The 16,628-nt window shown below is 71.1% G+C and carries 14 protein-coding genes and 3 pseudogenes; 7 read left to right on the top strand and 10 right to left on the bottom strand.

Annotation, left to right across the window (positions count from 1 at the left end; all coding sequences use genetic code 11):
• Positions 1–55: 55 nt before the first annotated feature.
• Both ACFU53_RS05695 and ACFU53_RS05690 read left to right on the top strand, forming a co-directional pair.
• Complete coding sequence (locus ACFU53_RS05695) at positions 56–1,411, top strand: glutamine synthetase family protein (RefSeq protein WP_383986371.1); 1,356 nt, start codon at positions 56–58, stop codon at positions 1,409–1,411.
• A gap of 17 nt (positions 1,412–1,428) precedes the next feature.
• Positions 1,429–2,727, top strand: a complete 1,299-nt coding sequence (locus ACFU53_RS05690; protein WP_383986369.1) for a cytochrome P450 — start codon at positions 1,429–1,431, stop codon at positions 2,725–2,727.
• Between the two features lie 53 nt (positions 2,728–2,780).
• Here ACFU53_RS05690 and ACFU53_RS05685 read toward each other — a convergent pair whose 3' ends face one another.
• From ACFU53_RS05685 to ACFU53_RS05670, 4 genes and pseudogenes are all read right to left on the bottom strand, one after another.
• Complete coding sequence (locus tag ACFU53_RS05685) at positions 2,781–3,647, bottom strand: sugar phosphate isomerase/epimerase family protein (RefSeq protein WP_383986367.1); 867 nt, start codon at positions 3,645–3,647, stop codon at positions 2,781–2,783.
• The gene (locus tag ACFU53_RS05680; protein WP_383986365.1) at positions 3,644–4,660 is read right to left on the bottom strand and encodes a Gfo/Idh/MocA family oxidoreductase; all 1,017 of its coding nucleotides are present in this window, start codon (positions 4,658–4,660) and stop codon (positions 3,644–3,646) included. The genes ACFU53_RS05685 and ACFU53_RS05680 overlap by 4 nt, the downstream gene beginning before the upstream one ends.
• 38 nt (positions 4,661–4,698) lie before the next feature.
• Positions 4,699–4,911, bottom strand: coding sequence for an MFS transporter (locus tag ACFU53_RS05675; RefSeq protein ID WP_383986449.1), 213 nt, complete (start codon positions 4,909–4,911; stop codon positions 4,699–4,701).
• A 45-nt stretch (positions 4,912–4,956) separates the two neighbouring features.
• Positions 4,957–5,799 (bottom strand): annotated as a pseudogene (locus ACFU53_RS05670) (sugar phosphate isomerase/epimerase family protein); the annotation flags it as partial.
• Between the two features lie 247 nt (positions 5,800–6,046).
• Between ACFU53_RS05670 and ACFU53_RS05665 the strand changes: the two are divergent.
• Positions 6,047–7,048 carry a LacI family DNA-binding transcriptional regulator gene (locus tag ACFU53_RS05665; RefSeq protein ID WP_383986362.1) on the top strand — a complete coding sequence of 334 codons (1,002 nt, stop codon included), beginning with the start codon at positions 6,047–6,049 and terminating at the stop codon, positions 7,046–7,048.
• 92 nt (positions 7,049–7,140) lie between these two features.
• Here the strand turns inward: ACFU53_RS05665 and ACFU53_RS05660 are convergent, their stop codons facing one another.
• On the bottom strand, positions 7,141–8,145 hold the full coding sequence (locus ACFU53_RS05660) for a sugar ABC transporter substrate-binding protein (protein WP_383986360.1): 1,005 nt from the start codon (positions 8,143–8,145) through the stop codon (positions 7,141–7,143).
• A gap of 338 nt (positions 8,146–8,483) precedes the next feature.
• On the opposite strand from ACFU53_RS05660, the gene ACFU53_RS05655 reads away from it, so the two are divergent.
• Both ACFU53_RS05655 and ACFU53_RS05650 read left to right on the top strand, forming a co-directional pair.
• A complete protein-coding gene (locus ACFU53_RS05655; RefSeq protein WP_383986447.1) occupies positions 8,484–9,350 on the top strand; it encodes a GyrI-like domain-containing protein in 867 nt (288 codons plus the stop codon).
• A 91-nt stretch (positions 9,351–9,441) separates the two neighbouring features.
• Positions 9,442–10,686 carry an FAD-dependent monooxygenase gene (locus ACFU53_RS05650; RefSeq protein WP_383986358.1) on the top strand — a complete coding sequence of 415 codons (1,245 nt, stop codon included), beginning with the start codon at positions 9,442–9,444 and terminating at the stop codon, positions 10,684–10,686.
• A gap of 156 nt (positions 10,687–10,842) precedes the next feature.
• Here the strand turns inward: ACFU53_RS05650 and ACFU53_RS05645 are convergent.
• From ACFU53_RS05645 to ACFU53_RS05630, 4 genes and pseudogenes are all read right to left on the bottom strand, one after another.
• Positions 10,843–11,010: pseudogene (locus ACFU53_RS05645) on the bottom strand (transposase); the annotation flags it as partial.
• Between the two features lie 309 nt (positions 11,011–11,319).
• Positions 11,320–12,381 (bottom strand): L-idonate 5-dehydrogenase, encoded by a 1,062-nt coding sequence (locus ACFU53_RS05640; RefSeq protein WP_383986356.1) that lies wholly within the window; start codon positions 12,379–12,381, stop codon positions 11,320–11,322.
• A gap of 26 nt (positions 12,382–12,407) precedes the next feature.
• A complete protein-coding gene (locus ACFU53_RS05635; RefSeq protein WP_383986354.1) occupies positions 12,408–13,178 on the bottom strand; it encodes an SDR family oxidoreductase in 771 nt (256 codons plus the stop codon).
• A 12-nt stretch (positions 13,179–13,190) separates the two neighbouring features.
• Entirely contained in the window at positions 13,191–14,270 is a 1,080-nt protein-coding gene (locus ACFU53_RS05630; protein WP_383986352.1) for a 2-hydroxyacid dehydrogenase, read from the bottom strand.
• 183 nt (positions 14,271–14,453) lie between these two features.
• Between ACFU53_RS05630 and ACFU53_RS05625 the strand changes: the two genes are divergently transcribed.
• Both ACFU53_RS05625 and ACFU53_RS05620 read left to right on the top strand, forming a co-directional pair.
• Entirely contained in the window at positions 14,454–15,221 is a 768-nt protein-coding gene (locus tag ACFU53_RS05625) for an IclR family transcriptional regulator (RefSeq protein ID WP_383986350.1), read from the top strand.
• 87 nt (positions 15,222–15,308) lie between these two features.
• Positions 15,309–16,130 (top strand): SDR family oxidoreductase, encoded by an 822-nt coding sequence (locus ACFU53_RS05620; protein ID WP_383986348.1) that lies wholly within the window; start codon positions 15,309–15,311, stop codon positions 16,128–16,130.
• Between the two features lie 35 nt (positions 16,131–16,165).
• Here ACFU53_RS05620 and ACFU53_RS05615 read toward each other — a convergent pair.
• Positions 16,166–16,628 (bottom strand): annotated as a pseudogene (locus ACFU53_RS05615) (molybdopterin dinucleotide binding domain-containing protein); the annotation flags it as partial.

Here is a 16,628-nt window from a genome sequence, read left to right as displayed (position 1 = left end):
GTCGTTCTTATCGTTTGGCATCAAACAATTGACCGCAGTCGCCGAGGAGACCACGGTGAGCGCATCTGAAACACCGGCCGTCGCGCACTACCAGGAGCGACTGGCCGCCGAGGGCATCGACGTGGTCCGGGTGACCTATCCCGACCTCATCGGCACCGACCGGGCCCGCGACGTGCTGCTCGACCAGCTGCCGACGGCGTGCGAGCACGGGCTCGCCTTCTGCCGGGCGGTCTACCACACCTCACCCCAGGGGGACGTCGTCCCCGTGGCCGGAGGCCTGGACGCCGGCCTGCCCGACATCCATGTCCGCCCGGACCTCGACACCCTGCTCGCCCTGCCCTGGGAACCCGGCGTCGCCACCTGTCTCGGCGAGACCATCGACCCGGCCACCGGCGCACCCGCCCCCGAGTCCCCCCGCGACCTGCTGCGCTCGGTGCTCGCCCAGTGCGCCGAACAGGGGCTGCGCCCGGTGGTCGGCCCCGAACTCGAGTACTTCCTCTGTGACGAGGACCCCGCGTCTCCCAGCGGTTGGAAGCGCTACTCGGGCGCCACCGGCGGCGTCTACACGGCCGGCCTGCGCGCCGACCCCGACAACCATCTGCTGCGCACCCTGCGCCGGCTCCGCGACCTGCGCATAGGCGTCACCAACGGCAACCACGAGTTCGACGGCGGCCAGTTCGAAATCAACCTGACGCACTCGGAGGCGCTCTCGGCCGCCGACCGCTCCTTCCGCTTCAAGGCCGCCGTCAAGGAACTGGCGCGCAAGGAGGGCCGGCTCGCCACCTTCATGGCCAGGCCCTTCAACGACGCGGGCGGCTCCGGCTTCCACCTCCACCTGTCCTGCGACGACGAGCGGGGACACAACGACTTCGACGACCCGGCGGGCCGGTACGGGCTGTCCGACACCGCCCGCCACGCGATCGCCGGTGTCCTCGCCCACGCCCCGGCGCTCGCCGCCCTCGCCAACCCGACGGTCAACTCGTACAAACGCTTCGGCCCGGACACCCTCGCGCCCTGGCTGATCGACTGGGGGCTGGACAACCGCAGCGCCATGGTCCGCATACCGCCCGAGCGCGGCTCCGGCGCCCGGCTGGAGCTACGGCTCGGTGACGCCGGCGCCAACCCGTATCTGCTGATCGCGGGCACGATCGCCGCCGCACTGCTCGGCGTCCGGGCGGGCAAGGAGCCCCCTGCCCCGCTGGAGGGCTACGGCTACGACACCGCCAGAGCCGCCGTGCTGCCGATGAGCCTGCCCGCCGCCCTCGACGAGCTGGCGGCGGACACCGCCCTCACCGAGATCCTCGGCAAGGACTTCACCACCTCGTACCTCACCTACAAGCGCGATGAGGTCGAACGCTTCCAACGGCACGTCACCGACTGGGAGTTCACCGAGTACGCCTACCACCTGTGACGCCTGGGAGACCCGTCATGACCACTTCCGCCCACCGCCCCCCGGTACGCGAAGCCGTGCAGGAACCCATGCCGCTGAACGACGTGGACCTCGCCGACCTCGACAACTTCACCGACGGCGTCACCCCGTGGCGTATGTTCCACACCCTGCGCCATCAGGACCCGGTGCACTGGCAGCCGGAGGAGGCCCCCAACTCCGGCTTCTGGGCGGTGACCCGGCACGCCGACATCGCCCGCGTGGACCGCGACGCCGAGACCTTCACCTCCACCCGGTTCGTCAACCTCGAAGAGGTCGACGACGACCAGATCAAGAAACGCGCCTCCATCCTGGAGCTGGACGGTGTCCGCCACCGTGCGCTGCGCAGCGTGATCCAGCGCCAGTTCGGCGCGAACGTCATCAACAGCTACACCGACTTCCTGCGCGGCCTGACCGCCACCACCCTCGACAGGGCCCTCGCCAAGGGCACTTTCGACTTCGTCGCAGACGTCTCCGCCGACTTCCCCATCAATGTCCTCGCCCGGCTGCTGGACGTCCCGCCGGAGGACAACCAGCGGCTGATCGACTGGGGCAACCGCATCATCGGCAACACCGACCCCGACTACGCCGACGTGCTCCTGCACAGTGCGGAGAGCGAGCAGTACCGCGACCTGCCCTTCCGCTCGCCCGCCTCCCTCGAAGTCTTCGAGTACGGCCGCGAACTGGCCCGCCGGCGACGCGGCGGCGACGGCACCGACCTGGTGTCGAAGCTGGTCAACACCACCCCGCGCGACGGCGTCCCGCTCTCGGAGCAGGACTTCGACAACTACTTCCTGCTCCTCGTCGTCGCCGGCAACGAGACCACCCGCCACACCATCACCCACTCCATGCTGGCCCTGCTCCAGCACCCGGAGCAGCTCGCCCGTCTCCAGGAGGACCCGTCCCTGATCCCGGTGGCGACCGAGGAGTTCCTGCGCTGGGCGTCCCCCGTCTACCACTTCCGCCGCACCGCGACCCGTGACGTCGAACTCGGCGGCAAGCAGGTGAAGGAGGGCGACAAGGTCGTCATGTGGTACGCCTCCGGCAACCGCGACGAGGAGATCTTCGGCAACCCGTACGACTTCGACGTCGCCCGTGCCGACAACGACCACGTCACCTTCGGCAAGGGCAGCCCGCACCTGTGCCTCGGCAACCTGCTGGCCCGCACGGAGATCCGCATCATGTTCGAGGAGCTGATCCCGCGTCTCGCCGACATCCGCCTCGTCGGTGACGTCCCGCGCGTCCGCTCGAACTTCGTCAACGGCATCAAGAAGCTGCCGGTCGAGGTGACCCTCGCCTGACACGCCCTCGGGCACCGGTGGGGGAGATGTCCGCCGGTGCCCGAGTCACGCCGTCAGCGGGCGAGTTCCTTGGTGATGCGGTCCAGCATGAACGCGGACGACTCCTTCGCCCGCTCCTCCCAGGCGAAGACACAGGCGGTGGCCACCCCGTCGAAGTCCAGCGCGCGCAGGGTGCCGAAGAAGGCGTCCCAGTCCACCTCGCCCTGGCCGATGTCCAGGTGCTGGTGGATGCGGGCGGTCGTGCCGGGCGGGTTGAGGATGTAGCGCAGTCCGCTGGAGCCCTTGTGGTCGAAGGAGTCGGCGATGTGCACATGCTTCAACTTGTCTCCGGCGTAGCGCATCATCGCCGCGATGTCCGCCTTCGGATCGGCGCCGGAGAGGTGGAAGGAGTGCGGGGCGCAGTACAGGTAGTTCACCCAAGGCTTGTTGATCGCGCGGACGAGGTCGACGGCCGGGGCGTTCTCCTCGCAGAAGTCGTCCGGGTGCGCCTCCAGGTTCAGGGCGATGCCCTCCCGCTCGAACAGAGGCAGCAGTTCCTCCAGCGAACGCCAGAACGCGGCCTCGCTCTCGGCGGCCCGCTCGGGGCGGCCGTTGAACTCCGAGTTCATCAGCGGGCATCCGAGGTCGGCGGTGATCTCGATCATCCGCTTCCAGTAGCGGACGGCGGCCTGCCGCTCGGCCTCGTCCGGCGAGGACCACTTGTAGAGCGGCAGCACGGAGGACAGCTGTACGCCGTGCGCGCGCAGGGAGTCCTTGAGTTCCGCGATGCGCCCGTCGTCCGCCCGCGGATGCAGGAAGAACGGCATGAAGTCGTCGCGTGGCGACAACTCGATGTATGCGTAGCCGAGTTCGGCGACCGTGCGCACCATCTCGTCGATGGGCAGCGCCCGGAACATGTACGGGTCGAGGGCGATCTTCACGCGGCACCTCCGTAGAGTGCGGGCCGGGGCTTGAGGTCGGTGGCGACGACACGGCCCGACTCCAGGGCCTCGACGGTCGCGCCGGTGATGACGGTGGCGGCGTAGCCGTCCCACGCGGACGGGCCGGTGGGCTCATCGCCGGCGGCGACACCGGCGATCCACTCGCGGAACTCGGTGTCGAAGGCGTCCGCGAAGCGGCCCACCCAGTCGTCGAGCACCTCCGTGCTGTGGTGCCCGGCGCTGCGCAGGCCGACCGTCGCCGGGTCGGGCAGCCGGACCAGTCCCTCCTCGCCCACGGCCTCGCACTGGATGTCGTAGCCGTACTGGCAGTTGACGAAGACCTCCAGGTCGATGCGGACGCCCCTGGCGGTCTCGAAGAGCATGATCTGCGGGTCCTTGAGGTGGGCGAACCGCTTGCTCGTGGCACGCGGAGCCACCACCTGCGTGGACACGATCTCGTCGTCGAGCAGCCAGCGCAGCACGTCCACCTCGTGCACCGCCGTGTCCAGGGCGGCCATCGAGGAGGTGTACGACTCCGGGACGGTCGGGTTGCGGTGGGCGCAGTGCACGATCAGCGGCTCACCGATGCGACCGGAGTCGATGACCTGCTTCATCTTCCGGTAGCCGGTGTCGTAGCGGCGCATGAAGCCGACCTGGACCAGACGGCGGCCGAGCGCCGTCTCGGCCTCGACGATGCGCAGACAGTCCTCGGCGGTCGTGGCCAGCGGCTTCTCGCAGAACACCGGCTTCCCGGTGGCTATCGCGTTCAGCACGTGTTCGGCATGGGTCGGGCCCCAGGACGTCACGAGGACGGCGTCGACGTCGTCCGCCGCGATCAGGGCCGCGCCGTCGGGCAGCACCCGGGCCCCGACCGGCGCCGCCGCCTCCGCGGCGCGGGCGGCGTCGATGTCGGTCACGGCGGTGACGCGGGCACCGGTGACGGTGTCGGTGAGGCGCCGGATGTGTTCCTTGCCGATCCAGCCGGCGCCGATGACGCCTACACGTACGGTCATGGTCGTTTCCTTAGAAGATTCCTCGGCGGAAAGGGGTGTCAGGACAAGCGCGTCCGGAGTTCGGCTTCGAGGGTTTCCAGCGAACGTCCCCTGGTCTCGGGGACATAGAGCTTCACGAAGGCGAGCGAGAAGACGCCCGCCACGACGAAGAGGAAGTAGACGTTGGAGACGCCGATCCCGGAGACCAGGGACGGGAAGACCAGGCCGATCAGGAAGTTGGTCAGCCACAGCAGCACGGCCGCGACACCCATGCCGAAGCCGCGCATCCGCATCGGGAGGATCTCCGACAGCCACCGGTCCTGCTCGACGATCACGAACAACTCGGCGTCCAGCCTCGCGAGTTCGGCCACGACATCGGTCGGGTTCGGCACACCGTCCGGAGGCGTCACGCACACCCCGCGCTTGCCGGCCCCGCCGAACGAGAGGTCCTCGGCGGCCACTTCGGCGAGGACGACCGGGTCCGTCTGCTTGATGCGGACGTATCCGACGCGCTCGCCGAACCGGCGGATCAGGTCGAGGTTGTCGCCGCCGCCGTAGGCGACGTGCCCGGTGTCCAGGCACGGGTTGGTGTACCGGGAGTCGGACTCGTTGAGCAGCCGCTCGATCTCCGGCTGGGTCTGGATGTGGCTGTCGGCGTGCGGGTGGACGACGAGGCGTACGTCGTACTCGTCGAGAAGCAGTCTGCCGAGCCGGTCGGCGGCGCGGCCGAAGCCGGCCCCCTGTTGGCGGTCAGCTCCGGCGACTCGGTGAAGGCGCCGGTCTTCTCGTCCCGGGACATGGGCGGGATGAGGACGAGGTGGTGCGCGCCGACGGCCGCCGTCAGCGTGGCGACCCGGCGGACGTGGGCGAGCATCTCGTCCCACGCCTCCGGCCGGTGCAGCGCGCCGAACGCGGCGCCGCCGGACACCTGGAGCCCACGGGTGTCGAGCTCCTCCTTGAGCCGCCGCGGGTCGGTGGGGAGATAGCCGTAGGGGCCGAGCTCCAGCCATCTGTGGCCCGCCTTGGCCGGCTCGTCGAGGAAGCGGGTGTACGACATCTGGTGCTCGTCCTCGGGGAACCACACGCCCCAGGAGTCGGGGGCGGAGCCCAGGCACAGGTTGCCCGCGGTGGTGCGGAGTGGGGGTTGGCGCCGTTGCCATGACGTGTGTCCTTCAGGGAGAGGGGCAGGGACGACCAGGAAGTTTCGCGCTCTACTAGCGCGCTCTAGTTCGAGTACGATGACTCCTGTCCAAATGTCATGTCAATAGCTTGTTGCCGGAAGATTTCGAGACCACGGCCGACCACGGCCCCGGCCTGTCCTGCGTGATCCGAACGACAGGCCCTAAGGTGGGCGGCGATCGGAGGGTGGGTTCACAGGTGGATGCATCGGGCAGGCGGCGGCCCACGATGGCGGACGTCGCCGCGAAGGCGGGCGTCTCGCGGGCGCTCGTCTCGATCGTGTTCCGCAACCAGCCGGGAGCGAGCGAGGAGACCCGGGAGCGGGTGCTGCGGGTCGCCGATGAGATCGGCTACCGGCCCGACAGTGCGGCCCGGCTGCTGGCGCGCGGCCGCAGCCGCACACTCGGCGTGATGTTCACCGTCCACCAGACCTTCCACACCAACCTCATCGAGGGGATCTACCCGGAGGCCGAACGACTCGGCTACGAGGTCCTGCTGTCCGGCGCCACCCGGGGCCGCAGCGAGGAGAAGGCCGTCGAGGCGCTGCTCAGCCATCGCTGTGAGGCCCTGATCCTGCTCGGCTCCTTCGCCGAGCCCGCCCTCCTCGAAGAACTGGGGCGCCGTACCGTCGCCGTCTCCGTCAGCCGCCGGGTCCCCCGGGCCCACGTCGACTTCGTGCACTCCGCCGAGGGCAAGGGCGTACGGCAGGCGATGGACCATCTCGTCGAGTTGGGGCACCGGCGGATCGTGCACATCGACGGCGGACGGGGTCCCGGCTCGGCCGAGCGGCGGCGCGCGTACCGGGCGGCGATGCGCCGCCACGGTCTGGAGGCCGAGGCCCGTGTCGTTCCCGGCGACCACACGGAGGAGTCGGGCATGGAGACCGGCCGTCTGCTCCTCGCGGAACGCGACCGGGGGCAGCCCCTGCCGACGGCGGTCCTCGCCGGCAACGACCGCAGCGCGATGGGTCTGCTGATGACCCTGACCCGGGCCGGCGTCGAGGTCCCCCGCGACCTGTCCGTCGTCGGCTATGACGACAGCCACCTCTCGCATCTGATGCCGATCGGTCTGACCACCGTCCGCCAGGACGCGGGGCTCATGGCGGAGCACGCGGTGAGGTTCGCGGTGGAGCGGCTGGAGAAGCCGGAACTGGAGCCGCGGGAAGCGGTGTTGGAGCCGAAGCTGGTGGTACGGGAGAGCAGCGGGCCGGTGCCGGCGGCGGGGGCGTAGCCCCAGGTCAAGGATCATGGGAGCGGCCGGCACCGCGTGGGCGGTGCCGGCCGCTTCTGGCGGTGCCGTCGCGCTGCTGTGGGCCGCAGTGGTCAGCGGGTGCCCTTGGCCGCGAACTCGGCGACGTCGTCCGCGTTGTCCTTGGTGATGAAGGCCGGGCCGGTGAGGACGGGCGCGGTGCCGCCCCCGCTGAAGTTGCCGTTGTACTTGTAGAGCCACAGGCCGTCGACGGCGAGGTAGCCCTGGAGGTAGGGCTGTTGGTCGACGGCGAATTCGATGCTGTTGTCCTGGACGGCCTTCACCAGGTCCTTGTTGAGGTCGAACGTGGCGATCTTGGCCTTGCTGCTCGCGTCGGACACCGACTGCACCGCCGTGAGCGCGAACGGGGCGCCGAGGGTGACCACCTCGTCGATGGAGGAGTCCTGCTTGAGCTTGGCGGTGATCGTCGACTTCACGGAGGGCATGTCGGTGCCGTTGACGTAGAGGATGTCGGTGGTGCCGCTGAAGCCCTTCTTGAGGCCGGCGCAGCGGGCCTCGAGGGCGACATGTCCCTGTTCCTGGATGACGCAGAGGGCGTGCTTGGCGCCTGATTCGTCGAGGCGTTCGCCGAAGGCCTGGCCGGCGATGTTCTCGTCCTGGCCGAAGTACTCCAGCATGCCGAGGTTTTTCCAGTCGTCCAGACCGGAGTTGAAGCCGACGACGGGAATGCCCGCGGCGGTGGCCTTGGCCACGGCGTCCTTCATGGCGTCCGGCTTGGCGGCGGTGAGCGCGATGCCGTCGACCTTCTGGTCGATGGCGTTCTGCACGAGGTTGGCCTGATTGCCGGCGCTCGGGTCGCTGGAGTAGACGAGCTTGATGTTGTCCTTGGCGGCAGCGGCTTCGGCGCCCTTGCGGATGAGGTCCCAGAAAGTGTCGCCGGGGGCCGCGTGGGTGATCATCGCGACCGTCATCCGGGGGCTGTCGGCCTTGCCCGCGGCCGCCGTGTCCCCGCCCTCCTCGGACTTCTTGCCGCCGGAACCGCTGGAGCAGCCGGCGGCGAACAGGGCGCCGGCCAGAACGGTGGCGGTCAGAGCGGCGACTCGATGGTGTCTGTGCATGTCCCTCGCACCTCGCTGTGCTGGTCAGGGTGGGTGTGCGGACCTGTGGTCCGGCCGCTGGCGCGCTTTACTAGTGCGCTCTAGTGGCATGACTATGGAGCCGCTCCTCGGGGATGTCAACGGGTATGTCAGGACGTCTCAACAAACCGCTGATCGAACGTCGGTCTCGCCCCCAGCCGGCCATCACTGCTCACCCGCCCACGCTCACCCGCCCAAGCCCACGCTCACGCCCACGCTCACGCCCACGCTCACGCTCACCCGACCGGAGCGGGCACAGAATGTCGGGTCCGGCAAGGTGGTTCCTCCCTAGCGTGGTGATCGAAAGGAAGGAGACCGGGGTGCTGGAGCGGCTGAACCAGGCCATGGAGCACATCGAGCGCCATCTCGACCAGCGGATCGAGGTGGCCGAACTGGCACGGATCGCGGTGACGTCGGAGTACCACCTGCGGCGGCTCTTCTCCGCGCTCGCGGGCATGCCGCTGTCGGAGTACGTGCGGCGCCGGCGGCTGACGGTAGCCGGCGCCGAGGTGCTGGCCGACGAGCGGACCCTGCTGGAGATCGCGGTGCGCTACGGCTACGGCTCGGGGGAGGCGTTCGCGCGGGCGTTCCGCGCCCTGCACGGCGTCGGCCCCGGGGAGGCCCGGCGGACCGGCGCGAGTCTGCGGTCCCAGCCCCGGATGTCCTTCCGCCTCGTCGTCGAAGGGAGCAGCAGCATGCGATACCGGGTCGTGGAGAGGGAGGAGTTCCGGGTGGTCGGGAGGAAGGCCCGAGTCCCACTCGTGCACGAGGGGGTGAACCCGGCGATCGCCGACTTCATCCGGAGCATCGGCCAGGAGACGCTCCGCCAGATCGAGAGCCTCTCCGACCAGGAGCCGCAGGGGATCGTCTCGGTCAGTGACAATCTCGCCGAAAGCCGGGCGGAGGGGACCGAACTCGACTACTTCCACGGGGCGGTGACCCGCGCCGCCGTGCCCGACGGCATGGACGAGCTCACCGTCCCGGCCGGGACCTGGGCCGTCTTCGAGAACTCCGGGCCGTTCCCGCAGGCGCTCCAGTATCTGTGGCGGGATGTGTTCACCCAGTGGTTCCCGTCCAATCCGTACCGGAGCCGCCCGGGCCCCGAGATCCTGCGGACCCGGCTGTCGCAGGACGCGGCTCAGGCGGACGCGGAGCTGTGGATTCCGGTGGAGCGGACCCCGCTCTGAGCGTCGGCGCGCGGCGATTTCGCGTCGTCGCGCGCCTGCCTCGGGTCCTCGTCCGCCGGTAGCGTGAGGAGACGTCGACCTGAGGTGGGACATGAGGGCGATCGTCGTGGGGGCGGGTATCGGGGGACTGGCCGCGGCACTGAGTCTGCGGCGCACGGGGTGCGAGGTGACGCTCGTCGAGCAGGCGCCGCGGTTCACCGAGATCGGTGCGGGGATCCAGCTCGCGCCCAACGCCACCCGCGTCCTGCGCCGGCTCGGCCTGCTCGACGCGGTCGCCGCACGGGCCACCCGGCCGTCCCGGCTGAGCTTCCGCACGTGGTCCGACGGCGGCGAGATCTGCCATTACGCGCTGGGGCGCGAGGCCGAGGGCGCGTTCGGGGGGCCGTACCTCCAGGTCCACCGGGCCGATCTGCACCAGGCCATGGCCGCCGCCGTGCCGCCCGAGTCGGTGCGCCTGAACACCGTGGTCGTGGGCATCGGGCAGGACGACAAGTCCGCGCGCGTGACGACGGTCGGCGGGGAGCACCTGGAGGCGGACCTGGTCGTCGCCGCGGACGGGGTACGGTCCTCGGCCCGCCAGTGGCTGTTCGGCGTCGACGAGGCCCTGTTCTCGGGGACCGCTGCCTACCGGGCCCTGCTGCCCGCCGGCGAGGTGGCCGGCCTGGGCCTCCCGGAGTACGCGATCTGGCTCGGGCCGGGACGGCACTTCGTGCACTACTGGGTGCGTCGCGGGGAACTGCTCAACGTCGTGGGCGTCATCGGGACCCAGGCGGCGCAGGAGTCGTGGACCGCTCGGGCCGAGCCGGGGGAGCACCTGCGCGCGTTCGACGGGTGGGACCCCCGGGTGCGCGACATCCTGGGACGGACGGGGACGGTGCTCCGCCACGGCATCCACACCCGCGCCCCGCTCGCCCGCTGGAACATCGGGCGAGTCACCCTGCTCGGCGACAGCGCCCACGCGATGGTGCCGTTCCAGGCCCAGGGCGCGGCGCAGGCACTGGTCGACGCGGCCGTACTCGGCGACTGCCTCGTCGGCGCGGCACCGTCCGACGTACCCGACGCGCTCGACCGGTACGTGAGCCGACGGCTGGCCGCCGCCACGAAGGTGCAGGCCAGTTCCGCGCGGGCCGGCGAGGACTACCACCTGCCGGACGGGCCGGAGGCACGCGCCCGGAACGCCCGCCTGGTCGCCCAGGCGGCGGAGAACGAGTTCGGCCCTCATGCGGGCGCGTGGGGAATCGACGCGTTCGACGAGCAACAGGCGTCGCAGGACGCGGTGACCGCCGCCGTCGAACGTCCGGGGGACGACGGCGGAGCCCGTCCGAAGCCCGTCTGACCCGTCCGTCGTGCCCCGTTGTGGCGGGCGCGCGTTGGCGCGGAGCGTCTTCCCCTCGTGGAGGAGGCGGATGCGGAGGACGGCCAGGCGTCGACCAAGGCCGAGGGTGACCAGGGCCGTGGCAGGGGTCGCGGCTCCGCGCGAGGCCGTTGTCGGGCTCAGCACGCAGGCATCGAACCCGGGATCATCCAGCTCCAGGCCGAGCAGAAACTTCCAGTCCATCCGGGCCCGCACCTGGTCGGCGGCCTGCCGATCGGTCAGCCCCTCCGCGTACTGCAACACCGGCACCAGAGCCAACGCCCCCGGCGAGACAGCCGGACGTCCCCGGACGGCGAACGCTCCGGCGAACGCCTCGTCCTCAAACAGCGGGCCCAACGCCTCCCGGATCCGCACCGCCATCGTCCCCACAGCGTGAAGAAACAGGAAGCCACGGATTCCCGACCGAACCCCGTGCCGCGTAGCGGCACAGCAACGATCGAGAAGGCCAGAATCCTCGGGCTTCAGCCTGAGGTGCAAGTCAATCCCTCGCCAACCGCACCACGGGACTCGTCCTCGACGGCGGCGGCAACGTCGCCTCCGGCTCGGTCGCCGAACAGTCGACACGGGGCACCAGCACCAACCTGATGCGGACGTTCACCGAGGTGTGACGCCCGCTCGCACCTCCCCGGAGAGATCCAGCAGCACCTTGGAGGCGACCGTGCGGTCCTGAGCCGTGTCGAACGCGGCGGCGGACCGCTCCAACGGGAAGGTGTGCGTGACGACCGGGTCGACAGGGAGGCCCTGGGCCAGCAGCGACAGGGCCTCGTCGAACTCGGTGTCGAAGCGGAAGGACCCGCGCAGTTCGAGCTCACGGGTGACCGCGACATTGCCGAGCAGCCCGATCTCCCCGGGCGGCAGCAGCCCGAGCATGACCACGGTGCCGCCGCGCCGCACCCGCTCCACGCAGCTCCGCAGCCCGGCAGGCGCCCCGGACGCCTCCACGGCGATGTCGAAGACACCGGCCCAGGCGGGATCGTCGGGTCGGTCCGCCCGTGCGGTGGCGGTGGCGCCCATCTCGCCGGCGATCCGCAGCGGCTCCTCGTGGAGATCACTGACGACGACCTCGGCGGCGTCGGCGTGCCGCAGCGCCGCCACGACCAGACAGCCGATCGGACCGGCCCCCGTGACCAGCACCCGCTTGCCGCTCACCTCGCCCGCACGGCGGACGGCGTGCAGTGCCACCGACAGCGGCTCGGCGAGCACGGCACGGCGCAGGTCGAGTCCGGGCGGCAGCGCCCGGACCTGGTCGGCGGGCACGGCGATGACCTGGGCGAAACCGCCCTGCACGTGCGGGGTGTGGGCCGCGCTGCCCAGATAGCGGGTGTGCGCGCAGATATTGCGCGTGCCGCGCGCGCACTCGGGGCAGACCCCGCAGGGCGTGGCGGGATGGATCGCGACGGCCGCGCCCACCGCCGGAGCGTCCGGCCCCTCGACGCCGGGCCCGAGCTCGGCGACATGGCCCACCACCTCGTGGCCGAGCACCATGGGCTCGCTCACCGCGAAGTCACCCACCCGGCCCCGGTGGTAGTAGTGCAGATCGGAACCGCAGATCCCACCGAGGGCGACGGCGACCGCGATCTCACCGGGCGCGGGACCGTCGTACGGCCGCTCCTCGACCCGGAGATCGCCGGCTCCGTGGACAACACACGCGTGCATGGGGACTCCTTGAGGGGTCGGCCGGGTCACAGGACAGACAGCATGCCGCCGTCGACGTACAGCAGCTGCCCGTTGACGAAGTCGGAGGCAGGTGAGGAGAGGAAGAGCAGGGCACCGACCAGGTCCTCGACCTTGCCCCAGCGGCCTGCGGGGGTCCGCCCCCGCACCCAGGCGCTGAACTCCTCGTCCGCGACCAGCGCGGAGGTCAGTTCGGTGTCGAAGTAGCCGGGGCCGATGCCGTTGACCTGGATGCCGTGCGGCCCGAGGTCGGCGCACATGCCCTTGGTGAGCATCTTCAGGCCGCCCTTGGTCGCCGAGTAGGGAGCGATGCCGGGACGTACCGCCTCGCTCTGCAGCGAACAGATGTTGATGATCTTGCCGCGGCCCCGGGGGACCATACGGCGGGCGACCTCGCGGCCCACGAGGAAGGCGCTGGTGAGGTTGGTGTCGAGCAGGCCGTGCCAGTCCTCGTCGGTGAAGTCGAGGAACGGGGCCCGGCGTTGGGCTCCGGTGTTGTTGACCAGGATGTCGATCGGGCCGGTCCGGTCCTCGATCCGGGTGACGGCGGCGGCGACCGCGGCGGAGTCGGTGACGTCGAACGCCTCCGCGAGGACCGCCTCGCCGAAGGCGCCGGCCAGCTCCTTGCGGGCGGTCTCCAGGGCGACGGTGTCCCGGCCGTTGAGGACGACCGTGCAACCGGCCTCCAGGAGGCCGGCAGCCAGCGCCCGGCCGATGCCGCGGCTCGACCCGGTGACCAGGGCGACCTTGGCGGTGACGTCGAAGAGGGGGTGGCTCATGGGGGCGTCCTCTCAGGTATGGCTCGACGTGCCGGGCCGGGCCGCGTCGTCGGGTGTCGGTGCGCTGGGCGGGATCGCGCCTGTGCCTGGCCGGGGCGTGGCATCGGATGCCGGTGTCGCGGGGCGCGCCGCGCTGCCCGGCAGCGGAGTCCTCGCCGGGCCGTCGGCGAGGACGTCGAGGATGTTGTCGACCGCGAGGTCCACCATCGCGGCCCGCGTGGCCTCGGTGGCCGAGCCGACATGGGGGAGGGCCACCACATGGGGTTCGCCGACCAGCGGCGACAGCTCGGCGCCCATCGGCTCGCGTTCGAAGACGTCCAGGCCTGCGGAGTGGATGGTCCCGTCCCGTAGCGCCTCGAGCAGTGCGTCCTCGTCGACGACACCGCCCCGCGCGGTGTTGACCAGGGTCGCGGTCGGCTTCATTGCCGCCAGCTCGGCGGCGCCGATGAGGTGACGGGTCTGCGGAGTCAGGGGGACGTTGAGCGAGACCACGTCGGACTCGGCGAGCAGGGTGGGCAGGTCAACCGGCGTGGAGAGCGCGTCCTCGCGTGCGGACCGGCTGTGGTGCAGCACCCGCATGCCGAAGCCATGGGCCCGCCGGGCCACCGCGCGCCCGATCTGGCCGTACCCGACGATGCCGAGCGTGGCGCCGTACACGTCCAGACCCAGGTGGTCGCCCATGCGGGGCACGTCCCACTGCCCGGCGGTGAGCGAGTCGCCGGCGGCGCCGAGCAGCCTGCGGGCCATCAGGACGAGCGCGAAGGTCAGATCGGCGGTGGTCTCGGCGAGGACGCCGGGGGTGTGCGTGACCACGACACCCCGCTCGGCCGCCGCGTCCCGGTCCACGCCGTCGTATCCCATGCTGGCCAGCGCTACCACCTTCAGCGAAGGCCCGGCGGCGTCCAGCAGGGCGGCGTCCACCCGGTCGTTGCCCAGACAGAGGATGCCGGTCGCCCCGGGGGCGAGGGCTTGCAGCTCGGCCGGTTCGGGTTTGCCGGGCCCGTCCCAGCACACCGGCTCCGCCCGGCCCGCCAGCCGGTCCAGGCCGCCGCCGGGAAGGGCGGGCCGGGTGATGAGCACTCGCTGAGTCATACACGGCTCCCTGGTTTTCCCATTGAATGGAAAGGCTTTCTGGTCAATGGAAAACATCGTGGGTGTGGCGGGCGGGCGATGTCAACCGCCGGGTGGTGCCGTGTGCCGTGCGGGAGTGCCGAATGACACCGCTGAGGGCACCGCTGAGTGGGAGGTCTTTCCGTCCAGTGGTAATTTGCCGCTGTGAGTGACAGCGAGGTCCCGGCGGATGTGGTCGGACGGGCGATCCGGCTGCTCGTCCTGGTGGGCGAGCACCCGCACGGCATCACCCTGTCCGAACTGGCCCGCGCCAGCGGCGTCCCCGTCAGCACGGCCCACCGACTGGTCAACTCCCTCTGCCGCGAGGGCCTGGTGGAGTTCGAGGCCGACGGCAAGCGCTACAAACCGGGCCTCAGGCTCTTCCGACTCGGCCAGCAGGCGGGCCAGGTGTACGGATTCGCCGGCACCGCCCTCCCCGTGATGCAGCGCGTGACGCGGCAGACCGAGGAAGCCACCCTGATGTCCGTCCTCGACGGCACCCGGCACCTGTACGTGCACTACGTGGACGGCCCCCTGCCGGTCGGCGTCCGCAGCGAGCCGGGCCGCCACGGACCGCTGCACTGCACCTCGATGGGCAAGGTCCTCCTGGCCTTCGCCCCCGACGACGTACGCACCGACCTCCTCGATCGCGTCGAGCTGACCCCGCACGGACCGAACAGCATCACCGACCGCGACGTCCTGCGTGCCCAGGTCGCCCGCGCCGCCGAACTCGGCTACGCCACGGCCGACGAGGAACACCACGCGGGCCTGCGCGCCGTGGCGGTCCCGATCCTGAGACCCGACGGCACCGTCTTCGCCGCACTCTCCACCGCCGCGCCCGCCTTCCGCCGCGGCATGGACGACCTCGTCGCCATGGTCCCGCTGCTGCGGTCGGCGGCGGCCGAGCTGGGCGTCCGGCTCCCTGCCCGCTGACGCACCCTCCCCACGGGCCTCGGGGGAGGGGCATCCTCACTCCTGAGGGCGCGTGGGGCGCGCCCACGGCTGGGAGGGCTGACGGGCATGGGAAACCGCGACGGACAGCGGACGGGACTGCTCGACGGAAAGACCGCGCTGGTCACCGGGGCCGGCACCGGCATCGGCCGGGAGACGGCGCTGATGCTCGCCGAGGAGGGCGCGAGCGTGGTCCTCGTCGGACGCCGGCAGCACATCCTCGACGAGGTCGCCGCCGTCATCGAGGACGCCGGAGGCACGGCGTTCACCCACTCCACGCACGTCGAGAACGCCGACGAGGTGCGGGAGTTGGTCGACTGGACCCGGGAGGTCGCCGGGCCCGTGGACATCCTGATCAACAACGCGGGCGGCGCCGGCAGAGTGGTCGACGTCCGCTGGATCGGCGAGGACGAGTGGAACGCCGTCATGGGCGTCAACCTCACCGCGGTCTATCTGCTCACCCAGGCCGTCCTCCCGGACATGCTGGAGCGCGGCGGCGGCTCGATCATCACGATCTCCTCGCTCGCCGCGATACGGCCCACTCTCCTCGGCGGAGCCCCCTACGGTGCGGCGAAGGCGGGCGTGCGGAACTTCATGACGTATCTGCACAACACCTTCCGCAACGACCTCGTCCGCGCCACCCGCATCCTCCCCGGCGAGGTCAACACCCCGATCCTGGACAGCCGCGCCGCCCCGCCGAGCGAGGAGCAGCGGGCGGCCATGGTGCAGCCGGAGGACGTGGCGCGGGCCGTACTGCTATGCGCCACGCTCCCGCAGCGGACGGTCGTCGAGGAACTCGTCATCGCCCCCACCCTGCTGCGGGACACCTCCGCCGATGTCGAGGCGAGCCGCTGGATCGGGGCCCCGGAGGACGCCCGCCCGGCGGAGTGAGAGGGCGCCGACGTGCGTGAGTGCCCCGGCGCGGCTCAGTGGTCCGTGGTCCGGGCGGTGACCGGGGTCGGGGCCGCGGCGGCTGTTTTGAACAGAGGCTGCTCGGAGGCGGGGTCCCAGGCGGTGAGGTTCGTCTCGTTCGCCGCCCGCGGAGGGGTCTTCTCGCCGGGGCCCACCCCGGAGGGTGTGTCCCAGTAGCCGTAGTGGAAGGGCACGAACAGCACGCCGGGCCGTACGTCCGCGACCCGAAGCCGTCCCCGCAGGGCGCCCCGGCGCGAGCGGACCTCGACCGACTCGCCCTCGCCGAGACCAAGCGTTCCGCGTCGCCCGCCGAGACGGCGTCCGTCCGGTGGTGAGCTGGAACGGGTACTCCGCGTCCGGTTCCTCGGGCGGGGCGACGTACGCGGCGGCCTTGATCATGGCCTTGCCGTCGGGGTTGCGGGAGCGGTACCCAACTGTGGTCACCGTGCACGAAAAACGTCCGGGCCGGCCCGCGAA

The sequence above is a fragment of the Streptomyces sp. NPDC057474 genome (genome assembly GCF_042802555.1).
In the GTDB taxonomy this organism is placed as follows: Bacteria; Actinomycetota; Actinomycetes; order Streptomycetales; family Streptomycetaceae; genus Streptomyces.
The sequence above is the reverse complement of the archived record's forward strand: the minus strand, read 5'-3'. Positions and strand labels throughout refer to the sequence as shown.